Raw genomic sequence first — 18,114 nt, 5'->3', positions numbered from 1 at the left:
TTGCCAAACAGGCTCTTTTGTAAAAAAATGTAGAAAAACAACCGCTTGTCGAAAAAGGGCGTGCTGATAGTTTAGAAATCCTTTAGAATAAGCCGTTTTTTTGAATAACTTGCAGACAACGACTATGACTCAAAATAATTTGCGTAAAGAGCCGACCTTTGGTCAGCCCTCACAACCCGCTAATTTAGATCACAACCCTGTAGCTGAAGCAGCAGAAAAAGCCAGTATTAACCAACCTGTCGCATTTTCAATGCACTCTAAACAGTCTCCTGGGCACACTTTTACGCCATTAGTAAAACGTTCTGAAGCAGAACAGGCTGCTATTTCTGCCGCGGCTACAGCTGCAAAAGAAGCCCTTGCCAAAAATACCACAGAAAAAAGCATACCAACGGCTACTTCGAATAACGCAAAAGTTGCCCCTACATTGGGCTTTGCCTTTACACCAGTGGAAAAAGATGCAAACGCGACTGCAGCGAATAGCAAACCATTAAACACAGAATCCCTAACAACTCATCAACCCCAAACCGAGTCGAAAAAAATGGAACAAACTTCTCAACAAAACCATGAGCATGAAAAAGAAGCGAATAATTTAGAACGCGTTATTCCTAGCCAAGCACAAACAGCACCGAAAAAACCATCATTGGCCGAAAAAGTACCATCGAAATACCGCCGTTTACTTTTAGTTGCGTTGCTGGCATTAGCACTGATTTTGGTTTTCTTCTTGTTAAAACCAAAAACACCACAAAGTGTTGAAGATCTGCAAGCGCAAGGCTCAAGTTTGCCAATTGAATTCCGCCCTGTGGATGAAGAAGAAGCTAAACGTGCTGAGGAAGAAGCGCGAGCATTACAGCAACGACTTGAAGCAGAAAAACAAGCTCAAGCAAACAGTGAAGCTGCATCCAGCATCACAGAACAGACTGAGACCGCGACAACAGAAACGCCGGTGCAATCTGAAGTTTCACAAGAACTCGCGCTAACTACGGCAACAGAAACAGCAGCACCAGCATTAAAACCGGCAGTAACCACTGCACCTGCTGAAGTGACTGTGAGCAAACCAAATGCCCATAGCAGTGTGATTCATCAACCAGAAGTGGTGAAAGCGGAACCAGCAAAACCGGCTAAAAGTTTAAAACCGGCTACCGCAAATGCCAAAGCGGATTCAATAAAAACACAAAGTCACACGGTTAAAACAAAATCTGACACGGCTACCAGCAAACCGGCTATAGGGGCTACAGCAGTTACACCAGCCACTAGCAATGCAGTAAGTAGCAAAACTATTACCGTACAAAAAGGCGTGTCACTATTCCAAAACTTCCGTGATAATGGTTTAGGTGCGAATTTGCCAGAACTCAATAAAATGACCAAGTTAAATGGTGCAACTAGCCGTTTAAGTCCAGGTCAAAAAATCACTGTTCGCTTAGATAAAAATAATCGTATCGTTGAGATGAATATTGGCAGTGGTAAGTACATTCGCCAAGCTGACGGTAATTATATTTATCGATAATTTCATACCAAGAGCAACGCATTGCGTTGCTCTTTTTGCCTAAAGGAAGGATAAAATGCAAAAAGTTATTTCGCTTGCAATTTTTTCAGTATTTTTAACCGCTTGTATGCCACCACCATTAACCGCTCCTATTGAACAAATACAAACGATTGAACCGCCCAAACAGCTCATTGCAACCAAGAAAAAAGTAACCAGCACAGTAAAAAACAGAACGGTGCTCTACCAGTGTAGTAAGAATAAAACGGTTCGGGTAACCAAGGCAGCAAATAGTAAAAAAAGCCAATATATTAGTGTCACGTTCAATCAAACCACGCATCAGTTATCCTCGGCTGTCACCCGTAACAACAGCAAAAAATATAGCAATATCCGTTGGATTTGGAGTGAAGATTTTAACGGTAAGGGTACATTGCGCGATAAAAACGGTAAAATTCTTGCGCAAAACTGTGTAAAGAAATAGGAGCTCATTGATGAATATTCTAGTTATTGCCCCCTCTTGGGTTGGTGATATGATGATGTCGCACTCGCTCTATCAACAACTCAAACAAAACTATCCCGATTGCGAAATTGATGTGATGGCGCCTGATTGGTGTCGTCCATTACTTTCTCGTATGCCTGAAATACGCAAAGCAATTTCTATGCCAATTGGACACGGCGCATTTCGCCTGTGCAAGCGGTATCAATTAGGCAAAAATTTGCAAAATCAGTATGATCTCGCCATTGTCTTGCCTAATTCGCTTAAATCGGCATTTATCCCTTTCTTTGCCAAAATCAAACAGCGCCGTGGTTGGAAAGGCGAAATGCGTTTTGGTTTTTTAAACGATATTCGCCATAATAAAAATGACTACCCCAAAATGGTACAACGTTATGTGGCTCTAGCGTTTGACAAGGGGCAAATTCCTAGTGCAGAAAACCTGCCTATTTCCTACCCTTATCTCAAGGTAGAGCACTCACAAGTTGAACAGACTCTGCAGCATTTTAAGAAACAGCTTGCTTATGCTGAAAACCGTCCAGCTATCGGATTCTGCCCTGGAGCAGAATTTGGCCCGGCAAAACGTTATCCTCACTATCACTACGCTAAAGTCGCAGAAAAATTGATTGAACAGGGCTATAGCATACGCCTATTTGGATCGAAAAAAGATGAAGCCGTAGGCGAAGCAATTCGCTCTGCTTTACCCGAGGATTTACAACGCTACTGTTTAAATTTAGCTGGGCAAACAGATTTAAATCAGGCTGTTGATTTGATTTCAGATTGCGTTGCTGTGGTATCTAACGACAGCGGTTTAATGCACATTGCTGCAGCATTAAATCGCCCATTGGTAGCGCTTTACGGCCCGACAAGCCCACAATATACGCCTCCACTTTCTGAGAAAGCAGTGATTATCCGTTTAATTGAAGGTGGCTTAATCAAAATCCGCAAAGGCGAAAGTGCCGAAGGTTACCATCAAAGTTTGATTGATATTCAACCAGAGATGGTCTTAGCTAAATTAACAGAATTATTGAAATAAGGATTTATTATGACCCAATTTGTGACTACCCACTTTCCACATCGTCGTATGCGTCGTTTACGCAAGCATGAATTTAGCCGTCGTTTAGTGGCGGAAAATACATTAACCGCTGCGGATCTTATCTATCCTGTTTTCATTATTGAAGGCGAAAATCAACGTGTAAAAGTGCCATCAATGCCAAATGTAGAGCGCTTAACAATTGATCAGCTTTTAATTGAAGCAGAATTATTAGTTAAATACGGTGTGCCCGCCGTGGCATTATTCCCTGTGGTCGGCGAAGCAAAAAAATCACTAATGGCAGAAGAAGCCTATAATCCTAATGGTTTAGCACAACGCGCAGTACGTGCTTTAAAAGAAAAATTTGGTGAGAAATTAGGCGTAATTACTGATGTGGCTCTCGACCCATTCACTACTCACGGGCAAGATGGCATTATAGATAACGAAGGTTATGTCCTAAATGATGTGACAACTGAAGTGCTGGTGAAACAAGCACTTTCACACGCGCAAGCAGGAGCAGATATTGTTGCCCCAAGTGATATGATGGATGGCCGTATCGGTGCAATTCGTACCGCCTTGGAAGCAAATGGTTTCATTAATACACAAATTATGGCCTATTCGGCCAAATATGCTTCTAACTACTACGGCCCATTCCGTGATGCAGTTGGTTCAGCCGGCAATTTAAAAGGCGGAAATAAATTCACCTATCAGCTTGACCCTGCAAATGGTAATGAAGGGCTACACGAAGTGGCGCTGGATATTCAAGAAGGGGCAGATATGGTGATGGTCAAACCGGGTATGCCGTATTTAGATATGGTTTGGCGTGTAAAAGAAACCTTTGGTGTGCCAACCTTTGCCTACCAAGTCTCAGGTGAATACGCAATGCATATGGCTGCTATTCAAAACGGCTGGCTGAAAGAGAAAGAGTGTATTATGGAAAGCCTACTTTGCTTTAAACGAGCAGGGGCTGATGGTATTCTCACTTATTTTGCCAAACAAGTCGGTGAATGGCTTTATCAAGAAAATCATCAAAAATAGGAGGGTGATATGCGGGTTACCAGTGCTGCAATTCAAAATGGCTCATTTGCGGATAAATATGGCAAACGAGGGACGCAATTTAGTCCAAATGGTATGCCAACTTATTCTATTCCATTTGAAATTCAAGATGCGCCTTTAGGGACAAAATCCTTTGCTGTTGTACTAGAGGATAAAGATGCAATTACTGCCAGTGGTTTTGTTTGGGTGCATTGGCTTATCGCCGATCTTAAGCGCACCAGCCTTGCCGAAAATGAAAGCCTCACTGCGACAGACTTTGTACAAGGTGCAAATAGCTGGGCAAGTGTCTTAGGCAAATTTGAGCTTGATGAAGCATCAAGCTATGGAGGAATGGCGCCGCCAAACTGTGAACACCGTTATGAATTAATTGTGTACGCACTAGATTGTGATCTAAAACTCAAAAAAGGTTTTCGCTTTAATGATCTGCATTTTGCCATGCAGGGACACATTCTTGCCCAAGCCAGCGTCATGGGCAAATACGATGTATAATGTAGATATTGAGTAATCCTTGACGAAAAGCGGCGAAATCTGTACCATTTTGCCGTTTTTTACTTTGGAGATCACACTTTGGACAGTCACAGTCGATACTTATCAGTTTGCTAACCCGCCTTGTCCAATTCTCCACCGACAATGCGTCGGTTTCTGTTTGTATCTTTTTGTTCCTTCGTTTATCTCTCCCTTTTTCTTGGAGAATACAATGATCAGAGCTTTTTCGTTGCAAAACGACCGTCTTATCAATGTCGATGAAACCGCTCAAGAACAGCTTAATGATGCTATTTGGATTGATTTAATCGATCCTAGTGATGAAGAGCGTTCGGTGCTGGAACATCGTCTAGACCAAACCCTTGCTGAAGAACATGAATTAGAAGATTTGGAAGCATCTGCGCGTTTCTTTGAAGATGAAGACGGCTTGCACATGCACTCCTTTTTCTACTGTTTGGACGATGAAGACTATCCCGATATCGCCACTGTCGGTTTTACGATTCGAGATGGGCGCTTATTTACCATTCGTGAGCGCGATTTACCTGCTTTTCGTCTCTATCGTATGCGCTCACGTCGAGCAAAATTAATTGACGGTAATGCATATGAATTGTTGCTCGATTTGTTTGAGACCAAGATTGAGCAGCTTGCCGATGTCATTGAAAATATCTATGCCGATTTAGAGAAATTAAGCCGAGTCATTCTAAATGAGCCGGATGAGAACGAGCAAAATAAAAACAACAACCGCCTCAATGATGCGCTTTCTGATCTCACCGAATTAGAGGATGCAAGCTCCAAAGTTCGCCAATGCTTAATGGATACGCAGCGAGCCTTAGGCTTTTTACTGCGTAAAACTCGCTTGCCAAATAATCAGCTTGAACAAGCGCGCGATATTATGCGAGATGTAGAGTCTCTCCAGCCACATAACGAATCACTGTTCCAAAAAGTGAATTTCTTAATGCAAGCAGCAATGGGTTTTATCAACATTGAACAGAACCGCATTATGAAAGTATTCTCTTTGGTATCAGTGATGTTCCTGCCAGCGACGCTGATCTCATCAATTTATGGGATGAACTTTGAATTTATGCCCGAACTTGGCTTTAAATTTGGTTATCCAATGGCGCTGGGTTTAATGTTATTGGTCGCAACCAGCCCATATATCTACTTTAAACGCAAAGGGTGGTTATAGCTTTTAAAAAAAACCAGATAGTAGTTTACTACTATCTGGTTTTTTTAATATTCATCTTTGGATAATAATGCCAACAATACGTTTATACTTATTAAGCCTATTCCAAGATAAAGAATAATATCAATATCAAAATAATCTAATAAAAACCCAACAACAAATAACGTAATTGTCGTAATAATTCTTAACAAACTATTTAACACCATATTGTATTTCGACCTAAATCTGTTCTTAAGATCTGACTGTAACTCAGCGCCTAATACAATAGAAATATATCTAATAAAGAACATTATAAAGCACAGTCCCGCAATATAAACCACTGGCATAGAATAATAAACAGCGAGAATTAAAATAATTAAATTAAGAATAGAGCCAACATGTAAATTAAATTTTGATATTTTGATTTTTCTTTCCACTGCTTGACCTGCAACAGATTGAGCCAACATTAATAAGCATAAAATTAAACCTAACCAATAATTATTTTTAGCAATAAGCTCGAAATCATAAACCATCACTTGCCAATATTGAATAATAACTTGGAAAAAAAGCCCATATGAAACATAAGATAGGATAGATCTACCATGTTTACTAATTTTTCTAAAAATTAACCTTATCTCTTTTTTATCTATCAACTTTCTCGAACTATTATACTCTTCCCCGCTAGGGAGATAATATAGAGAGAAAATAAATAAACACAGCATCAATAAGGATGTATATAGGAATGATGCTTGGCTAAAGAAATAATATAAAACTCCACCAATTAAAGATGCAAGAGACATTCCAATAAAAGTCCATTTATTTAATTTTCCAAACATACCATCTAATTCATTTGTCTTATCCTCTCGTTTAAATTGCTCCACTAAATAACCATTAGAATTATTCTGAATCATACAAAGAGATATGCCATTAAGAAACTCTGCAAGATAAAACAGACTTAAACTAGAATATATGCCACCAAGATAAAATAAATATAACCATATAAATGAGAAAAATATTGCTATCGTATGAATATTTTTCCTATTTACCCTATCAGATATTACCCCAATAAAAAGTCCAAATACTAATATAATTACTGCCTGCATGCTTTTTATCATACCGATATGATATAATTCTACCCCACTATCTATCATATAAATGGTGGATGTAGCACCAATCAACATACGTATGGAAGATAAGGATGCAATACTGCTTATAATCCTTTCATATTTTTTCATGCTCTTCCCCTAGAACAGATACATTTATCATTTTTTAATATAGCACGAGTTTCCTAGTTTTAATGTCTTATTTATGAAGACCCACCACCTTATTGACGCCAATTAGCGAGCCATAATCTTTAGCAAAAAACTTAACAATCTCATTCACCAACATAGCTCCTATGATGAAACGCCTTATTTTAGTTAAGCAAGCTGTCTCTCTAAGAAACAGATGAATAATAAAATCAATCAAGAATGATTTGCAATAGCAAAATAAAATTTCTTGAGAAAGATTCTTATGTGATAAGATACGGATTTACTCTGATTATCAACGCTATGGACACATTAAAACCTCTTATTCATATCCTTCCCCCACAGCTTGCCAACCAGATTGCTGCAGGCGAGGTGGTGGAACGCCCTGCGTCCGTGGTTAAAGAGTTAGTGGAAAATAGCCTTGATGCAGGGGCAAATCGTATTCAGATTGATATTGAAAAAGGTGGCTCGCAGCTTATTCGTATTCGAGACAATGGCTGTGGTATTGGGAAACAAGATTTAAGCCTCGCGCTCGCTCGCCACGCCACCAGTAAAATTAGCAGTTTAGAAGATTTAGAGACGATTTTAAGCCTCGGTTTTCGGGGTGAAGCCTTAGCTAGTATCAGCTCGGTTTCTCGTTTAACCCTAACCTCTCGTCCAGAATACCAAGCAGAAGCATGGCAAGCTTATGCTCAGGGGCGGGAAATGGCTGTAGAAATCAAGCCTGCGTCTCACCCTGTTGGCACAACCATTGAAGTTGCTAATCTATTTTTTAACACTCCTGCTAGACGCAAATTTTTACGTACCGACAAAACCGAGTTTACCCATATTGATGAAGTTGTCCGCCGTATCGCTCTTGCCAAGCCCACCGTGAGCTTTATTCTTACCCATAACGGTAAAACCGTCCGCCATTACAAAGCTGTGGTAGAAAACAATGCTGAACAACAACAAAAACGCATTGCAGCCATTTGTGGTGAAGAATTTGTTCGTCATGCCGTGCATATTGATTGGCAACATGATGATTTGCATTTATACGGTTGGGTGGGTTCACCTGCATTAGCAAGAACGCAAAGCGATCTCTGTTACAGCTACGTAAACGGACGGATGATGAGAGATAAAACTATTAACCATGCAATTCGCCAAGCCTATGGTGAATTAATTAGCAAGGAGAGCTACCCTGCTTTTGTGCTATTTTTAGATCTCGATCCGAGCTTTGTAGATGTGAATGTTCATCCTGCCAAACATGAAGTACGTTTTCATCAGGGGCGATTAGTTCACGATTTTATCTATCAAGGCGTACTGAATGCTCTGCAAAGCCAACCAAATTTACCCTTGCAAAATTCCGCATTAAATGAACCGCTTGCAGATTACCAAGCAGAAACTAACCGCATTGCCTCTGGACAAAATATTTTCCGCCAAGCCGCCTCACTGGATGCAGCTATACCGAGTGTACGTCAATCTTATACCCTAACCCCACGTACAGCACATTACCATTCACCAGCTCGCCATGCTCCGGAAAAAATTCAGCCTCGTGCGCAGAAAATTTATACTGAGTTGCTAAAACCCAATACAGCGAACATGCCGGTTTTTACCGCCCCTACACCCAAACCTGCAACAACAGCCGCCCCTGAGCCAGAAATAAAAAACAGCGGCTATTTACAAGCACTCGCGTTAGTGCAAGACCAAGCGCTGCTCTGTAAACAAGGCGATGATTTCTGTCTTATTTCCATGCAGAAGCTGGCTCGGCTTAAACTGCGTTATCAGCTTGATCGTACTGAATCACAAGCGCTGCTCATTCCATTAAACTTGAGCCTAGACGAAATACAAACACAGCAATGGCAGCAACTTGAAAGCGCATTCCTCGCACTGGGTTTCCAAATGCAAAGTAAACAGTGGCAAGGGCAAACCCGTTTAAGCATATTACAAGTGCCAGCTTGCTTACGTGAGCAAAATCTGCAGCGTCTAATCTATGCAGCAATTAACCAGCAAGCGCTAGATTTAGCAGAATTTTTTGCAAAAAATGTGGAAATTTCAACCGCTTGCAGTTTAACTGAAGGGGTTGCTCTGCTAGCGGAAATTGAGCGCCTTGCGCCTCATCAAACAGAGGTGAATCGCTTGAAAATTGTGATCGACTTCACAGATTATCTATCCCAATTATAAAAAATGCGACTTATTCCACATTTTTGCATTTTATCTGCTGAAAAATCTTAATAAAACAGTACATTATTTCTCGTTCTTTTTAATTTTTCGGATACTGATTATGAGTGACAGTTATCAATGGCAAACAGATGCCGACACTGTCCGCCTGTTACAAATCACCGACTCGCACCTATTTTCCGACAATCATGGCGAATTGCTCGGTGTGAATACGAATGATAGTTTTCAAGCGGTATTAAATGAAATTAATGAGTCGTCTTTCGATTATGATCTTGTACTCGCTACAGGCGACTTAGTGCAAGATCATAACCGTGAGGCGTATCACCGTTTCGGACAAATGGTCAAAACATTGGAGAAACCTCTTTTTTGGCTTGAGGGGAATCACGATACACAGCCACAAATGGGCAAAGCATTGTCTATTTACCAGCAAATCCAACCGCATAAACATATTTTGGCTGGGCAACATTGGCAAATCATTTTGCTAGACAGCCATATTGAAAACCTACCCCGTGGTGAGCTTAATCGTACCCAGCTGGATTTTCTGACCCAAATGTTAGCCCGCTATCCTGAGCGCTACACGCTGATCGCATTGCACCATAATATTTTGCCAACTCATAGCGCTTGGCTTGATCAACATAGTCTGCGCAATAGCGAGGAATTGGCAGAAGTGCTATTTCCATTTAAACAAGTAAAAGCTTTAATTCACGGACATATTCACCAAGAGGTAGATACCATTTGGAAGGGGTATCGCGTGTTTGCTACCCCTTCAACTTGTATTCAATTTAAGCCAAATTGCCAACATTTCACGCTTGATCTCCTGCCCCAAGGCTGGCGGGAACTCACTCTGCTGCCTAACGGACAAATTGAAACAACTATCAAGCGGTTAAAAACAAATGAATTTTTACCAGATTTTCAATCGAATGGTTACTAAGGGCAGTCTCTTCAAATTCATTGGTGAAAACAACAATTCTTTTCCCTTACTGGCGAAGACTAACGCCAGTTAAAACTCTCACCTACCCGAAAATTTTCTTGCCTCCCCTCTTTTCTAATGCAGAGAAATTTAGTATCTTGCCTGTTTTCCACCATTTTGAGGTTACTATGGCAAACACAAACGCAATTGCAAATGTCGCAAAGTTGATTCGTGAAAACGATATCAAATTTGTACTACTTAAATTTACCGATATTAAAGGTAAAGAACACGGCGTGTCTCTCCCCGTTTCATTGATTGCTGATGATTTAGAAGATTTATTTGAAGACGGTAAAATGTTCGATGGCTCATCGGTCGAAGGTTGGAAAACCATCAACAAAGCCGATATGCTTTTAATGCCAATCCCCGAAACCGCTGTGCTCGACCCCTTCTCTCAAATTCCTACCTTAATTCTCCGCTGTAGTATCTTCGAACCAAGCACAATGCAAAGCTATGATCGTGATCCACGTTCCATCGCTATTCGTGCGGAAAACTATCTCAAATCCACTGGCATCGCAGACAGTGTACTATTCGGGCCTGAACCAGAATTTTTCCTATTTGACGATGTGCGTTTTGGTGTTGGAATGAATGGTAACTCTTACGAAGTGGACGACATTGAAGCAGCGTGGAATACCAACAAACGCTACGAAGGCGGCAACAATGGCTATCGCCCACTCAAAAAAGGCGGTTACTGTGCCGTTGCCCCAAATGACACCGCTCATGATATTCGCTCAGAAATGTGCTTAATTATGGAAGAGCTAGGCTTAGTAATTGAAGCCCATCACCACGAAGTGGCAACCGCAGGGCAAAATGAAATCGCTTGTCGTTTCAATACACTCACCTTAAAAGCGGACGAAACCCAGATCTATAAGTATGTGGTACAAAATGTGGCAGTAGAACACGGTAAAACAGCGTGCTTTATGCCAAAACCAATCACAGGCGATAACGGCTCTGGTATGCACTGCAATATGTCTCTTTCCAAAGATGGGAAAAACGTCTTTATGGGCGACAAATACGCAGGGCTTTCAGAAACCGCACTCTATTATATTGGCGGTATTATCAAGCATGCCAAAGCATTAAATGCATTTACCAACCCAAGCACTAACTCATATAAACGCTTAGTGCCGGGATTTGAAGCGCCCGTATTACTCGCCTATTCTGCGAGTAACCGTTCGGCCTCTATTCGTATTCCTGCGGTAACTAGCCCGAAAGCGACTCGTGTAGAAGCACGTTTCCCTGACCCACTTGCTAACCCTTATTTAGCTTTTGCCGCATTATTAATGGCAGGTCTTGACGGTGTGCTAAATAAAATCCACCCTGGGGATGCGATGGATAAAAACTTGTACGACTTACCACCTGAAGAGTTAAAAGATATTCCAACCGTAGCCGGCTCATTAGAAGAAGCATTAAACGCACTGGAACAAGATTTTGAATTCTTAACTAAAGGCGGTGTATTTGCGAAAGACTTTATTGAAGCTTATATTGGCGTAAAACGTAAAGAAGTCGAACGTTTAAATACCACCCCACACCCTGTGGAATTTGAAATGTATTACGCTTAATCGAAAAATAAACCCCGATTTGTCTCGGGGTTTATTTTTAAGATTAAGGATTACGCTTAAACTTACTAAAATCTGGTGCACGTTTTTCGTTGAACGCATTGCGACCTTCTTGTCCTTCTTCGGTCATATAGAACAACATCGTTGCATTGCCCGCCAACTCTTGTAATCCTGCCTGACCATCGCAATCTGCATTTAATGCCGCTTTTAAGCAACGCAACGCAATTGGGCTATTACGCAACATTTCACGACACCAATGTACGGTTTCACGCTCTAATTCCGCATAAGGTACAACGTGGTTCACTAAGCCCATATCTAATGCTTCTTGGGCATTGTATTGACGGCATAAGAACCAAATTTCACGGGCTTTTTTCTGCCCAACAAGGCGAGCCATATAGCTTGCCCCCCAACCACCATCAAATGACCCCACTTTCGGGCCAGTTTGACCAAAAATCGCATTATCTGCGGCAATGGTTAAATCACAAAGCATATGTAGAACGTGTCCACCACCGATGGCATAACCTGCTACCATTGCCACCACTGGTTTTGGACAAGTGCGAATATCACGTTGGAAGTCCAACACATTTAAATGATGTACGCCATTTTCATCTTTATAGCCACCGTAATCACCACGAATTTTCTGATCGCCGCCTGAACAGAACGCTTTTTCGCCTTGGCCGGTTAAAACAATCACGCCAATTTTTTCATCAAAACGTGCATCAGAAAACGCATTGATCATCTCTTTTACTGTTTGTGGACGAAACGCATTACGTACTTCTGGGCGGTTAATGGTGATTTTGGCAATACCATCAGCGGATTTATGGTACAAAATATCGGTGTAACCTTCGCTATGATCCACCCACTCAATCGGGGCGTATAACGCATCATCGTTTGGATTTCGCATTTCAAATTCCTTCTAGTATTTTAATTAAAGATAAGCGGTCGAATTATAACGAAATTTTGCAAAAAAATCCGTAAATCCAGCCGCTTGCAAAAACCACAACAAAACTTATAATCAACGATTATTTTCTTCACAGGATAACCAATGACTAATACACTTTTAGCAAGCAAAGCCTAGTTTAACCTCTTCCCCCAATCAAGCCCTTGGGGAAATTTCTTCACCCCAAAAACAAGTTAAATCCAAACAACGGGTTGCCGATCACGGCAAAGTCTTCACCAACGAGCGTGAAGTTAATGCCATGCTGGATTTAGTCAAAGCCCAAACCGAACGCATTGATGCGACCTTTTTAGAGCCTGCTTGCGGTTCAGGGAATTTCCTTGCTGAGATCTTACATCGTAAGCTCACCATTGCCGAAAAATACAAAAAAATCCAGCTCGATTACGAACGCAATGCTGTGCTTGCGGTGGCAAGTCTTTACGGTATTGAACTGCTTGCCGATAACGTAAGCGAATGCCGTAACCACCTGCTAACGATTTTCAGCGAACACTACCAAACCCTTTTTCCGAATACTTTTCAACAGAAAGGCCTAAGCGCAGTTGAACATATTCTGAGTAAAAACATTGTCTGCGGTGATGTCCTTTCAATGCAAACCAACGATGGTCGCCCACTCTGTTTTACCGAATGGAAAATTTCCAATGGTAATTTTATTCAACGCCACGATTTTATCTATCACGACTTAGTACATAACCTCAGCGATTTGCCACTTTTCTCTGATGATGGCGAAGAAGCCTTTATTCCCCAAGCCCACCGTTCTTATCCACGTATTCACTTTTTGGAGCTAGGCAATGACTGATTTAGCAAAACTCAACTACAACCCTGATGTTTTAAGCTGTTTGGCAAATTTATCAAATGATGAAGTATTCACCCCAGCCGATGTCGTCAATCAAATGTTAGACAGATTGCCTGAACGGCTATGGAGCGATCCGAATGCTAAGTTTTTAGATCCTGTAAATCGGGCGTGTTCCTGCGTGAGATCGCCAAGCGGTTGATCAAAGGCTTAGAAACACAAATCCCCGATCTGCAAACACGGCTCAACCATATTTTCAGCCAACAGCTCTACGGCATTGCAATTACCGAACTCACCGCCCTACTCTCACGCCGTAGCCTTTATTGTGCGAAAAAAGCCAATAGCGAGTATTCCATTTGTACTGTGTTTGAGACGGAAGAGGGGAACATTTTCAAGCCCAAAGCAGAACATAAATGGGAAAACGGAAAATGTAGCGAATGCGGAGCAGCACAAGCGGTGTACGACCGTTTTGATCATCAAGAAAACCACGCCTATGCGTTTATTCATCAACAAGCAAGAAAAGAATTAGGATTAGAAACAATGAAATTTGATGTGATTATCGGCAATCCGCCGTATCAGTTAAATGTTGGTATAGAGAAGAAAGATTTTGCAATTGCGATCTACCATAAATTCATTCAACAAGCGAAAAAACTAAACCCTGATTACTTAGTCATGATCACACCATCTCGTTGGTTTTCCGGTGGGAGAGGTTTAGATGATTTTCGTGATGAAATGTTAAATGATCGTAGATTAAGAGAAATTCACGACTTTCCAAATGCAGCAGATTGTTTTCCTGGCGTAGAAATTAAGGGAGGAGTAAATTATTTTTTATGGGATAAATCTTACAATGGAGATTGCCTAATTAGAACTTATTTAAATGGAGAGTTATCATCTGAAATGAAACGCCCATTAAAAGAAAATGGTAGTGATGTTTTCATTAAAATGAATGAGATGATCCCTATTTTTCATAAAGTAAGAAAACATAATGAACTATCTTTCGGTTCTCTTGTAAGTGTGCAAACGCCTTTCGGACTTTTAAGCTCTTTAAAAAACTATAAAAAACAGTCGTTCAATGGTTGCGTTGAAGTCTATTTAAATGGTGGGAAAGGATATATTTACCAAAGCCAAATCACTAAAAATTTTAACTTAGTAAATGAATACAAAATATACATCACAAAATCTTATGGAACTGGAGAAGGATTTCCACATCAAATTCTAAATAAACCATTCATAGGAGAACCCAATACTTGTTGTACTCAAACTTATTTAGCTATTGGAGCATTTTCAAATAAAGAAGAATGTAAAAATGCCATTAGTTATATTAAAACTAAATTTTTTAGATTTATGGTTTTAATGAAAAAAAATACACAAGATGCAATGAGAGGAGTTTACGAATTTGTACCTATGCAAGACTTCTCAAAACCGTGGACAGATGAAGAACTGTATCAAAAATATGGATTAAGCAATGATGAAATTGCTTTTATTGAAAAAATGGTAAGACCTATGGAGTTGGAAGATGAGTAACCCCATTCACAATTATTCAAGTCTAAAAACTTTTGATATTAAAAAAGATCTTTTTGACCAAGATTTTCAGAAGGAAATTTGTGCAGATGAACGTTTTGTACCATTTTCTTGTATCAAAATTGATAAGCCAGAGCAATTATTCTCTTTCTTTGAAAAAGTTTATAACTTAGAAACAGCAGGAGAAGAGTTTTTCTATCGTGGGCAATCCAATTCCGATTGGCTTTTAGTAAGCACATTGGAGAGAGAAATTGATGGGAAAATATCAATTGATGACGCAAAGGTAAAGATTTTTTCCAGTTTCTTTAAAAAACTGCGTGGCAATTTAATAGATCAATCATTACTTAAAATTACTCATACTGAACACGAAAGAGAACTTTGGGCAATTGGTAGACTCTACGATCTGAAAACACCTTATTTAGATTGGAGTAAATCAATTTATGTTGCTTTATTTATGGCAAATTCCGAACCTAAAAAACCTAAGGAAACTTCAGAATATTCTGCATTATTTATGGTAAATGCTAATTATTTTCCTGAATATCACGGAATAATGGAAAGATTTTGGTTCACACCCAAGACAGATTATTACGGAAGAATCACTGCTCAGAAAGGTTATTTAAGTGAATACACTATTCGTAACTATATAAGAAAAGCGATTGAACATTTTGATAAAATCAAAAATGAAAAACATCAATTTGCTTTCAAAATTTATATAAAAAATGAATTAAGAACTGAAATTCTTAATTACTTAAACCACATAGGAATAAATTACAGCTCTATGTATCCTGACTTATTAGGCGTGGTTAAATCTGTAAATAATGAATTAACTGAACTACTAATTCAGCGTTCAAAGTGATTTTACAAACGGTAATTTTCCGAAAAAATTTTGCAAATTCACAATTATTCTTGTGGCTTCGCCACAATTAAATCTCCCCCTGCCCCTCTTTTTCAAAGAGGGGAGTTTATACAAAGCGTGAATAATGCTCTATGCATTTATAAAGAAATGAATGATCGTCCCCTCTTTGAAAAAGAGGGGATAAGAGGGGAGATTTTGCAAGCGGTAATTTCCCTACAAAAATTTGCAAATGGGCGTACGACGCACGCCCCTACAAATGAGCATTAATTTATATTTGATGTTAATTCGTAGAACGTATGTAGGGGCGTATGTCATACGTCCTTATTAAGGTTAATTCAGCGAATGAATGTAGGGTCGCAACGCTTGCGACCGCAAAACCTTGCAACATTCCGACAACGCCTACGGCGTAATCGGTTATTCATATTCAGCCGAGTTGCTGCTGGGGATATGTAAAACAAAAAGGCAATAGCTCAGAGAAATCGGGCGCTAATACCGCCCAACAATGGTAACCGATTACGCCATAGGCGCTGTCGGATTATAGGACGTGATTGTAGATAGGTAATCATTTTATAAACCACGATCATTCTTGTGGCTTCGCCACAATTAAATCTCCCCCTGCCCCTCTTTTTCAAAGAGGGGAGTTTATACAAAGCGTGAATAATGCTCTGTGCATTTATAAAGAAATGAATGATCGTCCCCTCTTTGAAAAAGAGGGGATAAGAGGGGAGATTTTGCAAGCGGTAATTTCCCTCAAAAATTTTACCAAACCCGATGAATTTGTAGGGACACGACGCTTCGTGTCCATTTATGAACATTGTTTATGGACACCAAGCGTGGCGTCCCTACAATTTTAATTAAATCAACAGGACTTTTTTATGACCGACCAACAACCCCAAAATAATTTATTAAATCCACTTCATCAACCGAAAATCTATGCCTATTCCGACCGTGCGTTTCCGAATTGTTTGAAAATCGGTTTTACCTCTCGCACGGTGGAGGAGCGTATGCGTGAGCATTATCCGACTAAAACGCCGGAACAGACGTGGAAAGTGGAATTAGATGAGACGGCAATTCGGGATAATGGCTCGCTGTTTTCCGATCACGATGTGCATCGGGTGCTGAAAAAGCACGGTGTGGAGCAAGTTAATGGTGAATGGTTTAAATGTAGTTTAAACGATGTACGGGCGGCGTTGTTGGAAGTGAAAAGCGGGGTGAAAAACAGCGAAAAACGCACGCAGTCGTTCGGTATGCGTCCTGAACAGGCAGAAGCGGTGGCAAAAACCCGTGCTTATTTTGAGAGCTTTAACCGCGATCCGTTAAATAAAGGTAAAACGCTGCACTTTTTATGGAATGCAAAAATGCGTTTTGGTAAAACCTTTGCCAGCTATCAACTGGCAAAAGCCATGGGTTGGAACAAAATCTTGATTTTGACTTTTAAACCAGCGGTGCAAGATGCGTGGCAAGAAGATCTGCAAAACCATATTGATTTTCAAGGCTGGCAATTTATCGCCAAAGATACCGAAAATGTAGCAGAGATTTTGCAGAAAATGTTGCAAAATTGCCCGCTTGCCCTTGTAATCTCGCAATTCATCTCCATATCGGGGCGGTTATTCATTCAATAAAAGGAAACATTATGTCTTTAAACTTAGAGTCAGTGAAATTAGACAGCGTAGAAGCCAAAGGCGGTTACGGTGTAGGTTTACAAATTGGTCAGCAGTTGATCGGTAGCGGCTTAGATGTTGAGCCAAATGCGGTGGTAAAAGGGATTTTAGATGTGCTAAACCAAAATGAACCTGCGCTAGACATTAACGAAGTGACTAAGGCACTACAAGAACTATCTGCACGAGCAGAAGCAGAGCAACGCAAAGCTTTTGAAGCCTTAGAAGCAGAAGGTAAGGCGTTTTTAGAAGAAAATAAAAAAGCCAAAGGCGTGCAAGTGACTGAAAGCGGTTTACAGTATGAAATCTTAACTGAAGGCACTGGAGCAAAACCTGCGAAAACCGATAAAGTGCGTGTACACTACACAGGTTCTTTAATTGATGGTACAGTATTTGATAGCTCAGTAAAACGTGGCACACCAGCAGAATTCCCTGTAACAGGCGTGATCGCAGGTTGGGTTGAAGCATTGCAAATGATGTCTGTTGGCTCGAAATGGCGTTTAACTATTCCACACAACCTTGCTTACGGTGAACGTGGTGCTGGGGCATCAATTCCACCATTCAGCACATTAATCTTTGAAGTAGAATTATTAGAAATTTTATAGTCCTTCCCAGACGCGAGAGTATTTACAATCTCTCGCGTTTTGCCATCTTAGTATCATCTCTATTTCAGTGATACAACTTTCTCTTTTTGAAT

17 protein-coding genes are annotated in these 18,114 nt (G+C 40.4%); 15 read left to right on the top strand and 2 right to left on the bottom strand.

Annotated elements, in window-relative coordinates; translation table 11 throughout:
* Positions 1–124: 124 nt before the first annotated feature.
* From F542_RS00930 to corA, 6 genes are all read left to right on the top strand, one after another.
* The gene (locus tag F542_RS00930; protein ID WP_015433472.1) at positions 125–1,504 is read left to right on the top strand and encodes a LysM-like peptidoglycan-binding domain-containing protein; all 1,380 of its coding nucleotides are present in this window, start codon (positions 125–127) and stop codon (positions 1,502–1,504) included.
* 55 nt (positions 1,505–1,559) lie between these two features.
* Positions 1,560–1,961 (top strand): MliC family protein, encoded by a 402-nt coding sequence (locus tag F542_RS00925; protein ID WP_015433473.1) that lies wholly within the window; start codon positions 1,560–1,562, stop codon positions 1,959–1,961.
* 10 nt (positions 1,962–1,971) lie between these two features.
* Positions 1,972–3,009 (top strand): lipopolysaccharide heptosyltransferase II, encoded by a 1,038-nt coding sequence (waaF, locus tag F542_RS00920; protein ID WP_015433474.1) that lies wholly within the window; start codon positions 1,972–1,974, stop codon positions 3,007–3,009.
* A gap of 9 nt (positions 3,010–3,018) precedes the next feature.
* Positions 3,019–4,044 (top strand): porphobilinogen synthase, encoded by a 1,026-nt coding sequence (gene hemB, locus F542_RS00915; protein WP_015433475.1) that lies wholly within the window; start codon positions 3,019–3,021, stop codon positions 4,042–4,044.
* A 9-nt stretch (positions 4,045–4,053) separates the two neighbouring features.
* Positions 4,054–4,551, top strand: a complete 498-nt coding sequence (locus tag F542_RS00910; RefSeq protein ID WP_015433476.1) for a YbhB/YbcL family Raf kinase inhibitor-like protein — start codon at positions 4,054–4,056, stop codon at positions 4,549–4,551.
* Positions 4,552–4,759: 208 nt separating this feature from the next.
* Complete coding sequence (gene corA, locus F542_RS00905) at positions 4,760–5,731, top strand: magnesium/cobalt transporter CorA (RefSeq protein WP_015433477.1); 972 nt, start codon at positions 4,760–4,762, stop codon at positions 5,729–5,731.
* A gap of 44 nt (positions 5,732–5,775) precedes the next feature.
* Here the strand turns inward: corA and F542_RS00900 are convergent, their stop codons facing one another.
* Positions 5,776–6,942 carry an MFS transporter gene (locus F542_RS00900; protein WP_025266705.1) on the bottom strand — a complete coding sequence of 389 codons (1,167 nt, stop codon included), beginning with the start codon at positions 6,940–6,942 and terminating at the stop codon, positions 5,776–5,778.
* 315 nt (positions 6,943–7,257) lie between these two features.
* Between F542_RS00900 and mutL the strand changes: the two genes are divergently transcribed.
* The 3 genes from mutL to glnA all read left to right on the top strand — a co-directional run bounded on the left by mutL (position 7,258) and on the right by glnA (position 11,637).
* Positions 7,258–9,114, top strand: a complete 1,857-nt coding sequence (gene mutL, locus F542_RS00895) for a DNA mismatch repair endonuclease MutL (RefSeq protein WP_015433479.1) — start codon at positions 7,258–7,260, stop codon at positions 9,112–9,114.
* A gap of 100 nt (positions 9,115–9,214) precedes the next feature.
* Entirely contained in the window at positions 9,215–10,042 is an 828-nt protein-coding gene (gene cpdA / locus F542_RS00890; protein WP_015433480.1) for a 3',5'-cyclic-AMP phosphodiesterase, read from the top strand.
* Positions 10,043–10,209: 167 nt separating this feature from the next.
* Complete coding sequence (gene glnA, locus F542_RS00885) at positions 10,210–11,637, top strand: type I glutamate--ammonia ligase (protein WP_025266703.1); 1,428 nt, start codon at positions 10,210–10,212, stop codon at positions 11,635–11,637.
* Between the two features lie 43 nt (positions 11,638–11,680).
* Here glnA and menB read toward each other — a convergent pair whose 3' ends face one another.
* Positions 11,681–12,538 carry a 1,4-dihydroxy-2-naphthoyl-CoA synthase gene (menB, locus tag F542_RS00880; protein WP_015433482.1) on the bottom strand — a complete coding sequence of 286 codons (858 nt, stop codon included), beginning with the start codon at positions 12,536–12,538 and terminating at the stop codon, positions 11,681–11,683.
* A gap of 295 nt (positions 12,539–12,833) precedes the next feature.
* On the opposite strand from menB, the gene F542_RS00875 reads away from it, so the two are divergent.
* The 6 genes from F542_RS00875 to F542_RS00855 all read left to right on the top strand — a co-directional run bounded on the left by F542_RS00875 (position 12,834) and on the right by F542_RS00855 (position 18,022).
* Positions 12,834–13,388 (top strand): DNA methyltransferase, encoded by a 555-nt coding sequence (locus F542_RS00875; RefSeq protein ID WP_025266702.1) that lies wholly within the window; start codon positions 12,834–12,836, stop codon positions 13,386–13,388.
* Positions 13,381–13,584, top strand: a complete 204-nt coding sequence (locus F542_RS11090; RefSeq protein WP_015433484.1) for a hypothetical protein — start codon at positions 13,381–13,383, stop codon at positions 13,582–13,584. The genes F542_RS00875 and F542_RS11090 overlap by 8 nt, the downstream gene beginning before the upstream one ends.
* Complete coding sequence (locus F542_RS00870) at positions 13,554–14,906, top strand: Eco57I restriction-modification methylase domain-containing protein (protein WP_015433485.1); 1,353 nt, start codon at positions 13,554–13,556, stop codon at positions 14,904–14,906. The genes F542_RS11090 and F542_RS00870 overlap by 31 nt, the downstream gene beginning before the upstream one ends.
* Positions 14,899–15,759: an FRG domain-containing protein gene (locus tag F542_RS00865; protein WP_015433486.1), complete on the top strand. Its 861-nt coding sequence runs from the start codon at positions 14,899–14,901 to the stop codon at positions 15,757–15,759. Before F542_RS00870 ends, F542_RS00865 begins: the two co-directional genes overlap by 8 nt.
* Before the next feature lie 875 nt (positions 15,760–16,634).
* Positions 16,635–17,381, top strand: coding sequence for a GIY-YIG nuclease family protein (locus F542_RS00860; protein ID WP_015433489.1), 747 nt, complete (start codon positions 16,635–16,637; stop codon positions 17,379–17,381).
* An 11-nt stretch (positions 17,382–17,392) separates the two neighbouring features.
* On the top strand, positions 17,393–18,022 hold the full coding sequence (locus tag F542_RS00855) for an FKBP-type peptidyl-prolyl cis-trans isomerase (RefSeq protein WP_025266701.1): 630 nt from the start codon (positions 17,393–17,395) through the stop codon (positions 18,020–18,022).
* Positions 18,023–18,114: the final 92 nt, after the last annotated feature.

The sequence above is a fragment of the Bibersteinia trehalosi USDA-ARS-USMARC-188 genome (genome assembly GCF_000521725.1).
Classification (GTDB): domain Bacteria; phylum Pseudomonadota; class Gammaproteobacteria; order Enterobacterales; family Pasteurellaceae; genus Bibersteinia; species Bibersteinia trehalosi.
The sequence above is the reverse complement of the archived record's forward strand: the minus strand, read 5'-3'. Positions and strand labels throughout refer to the sequence as shown.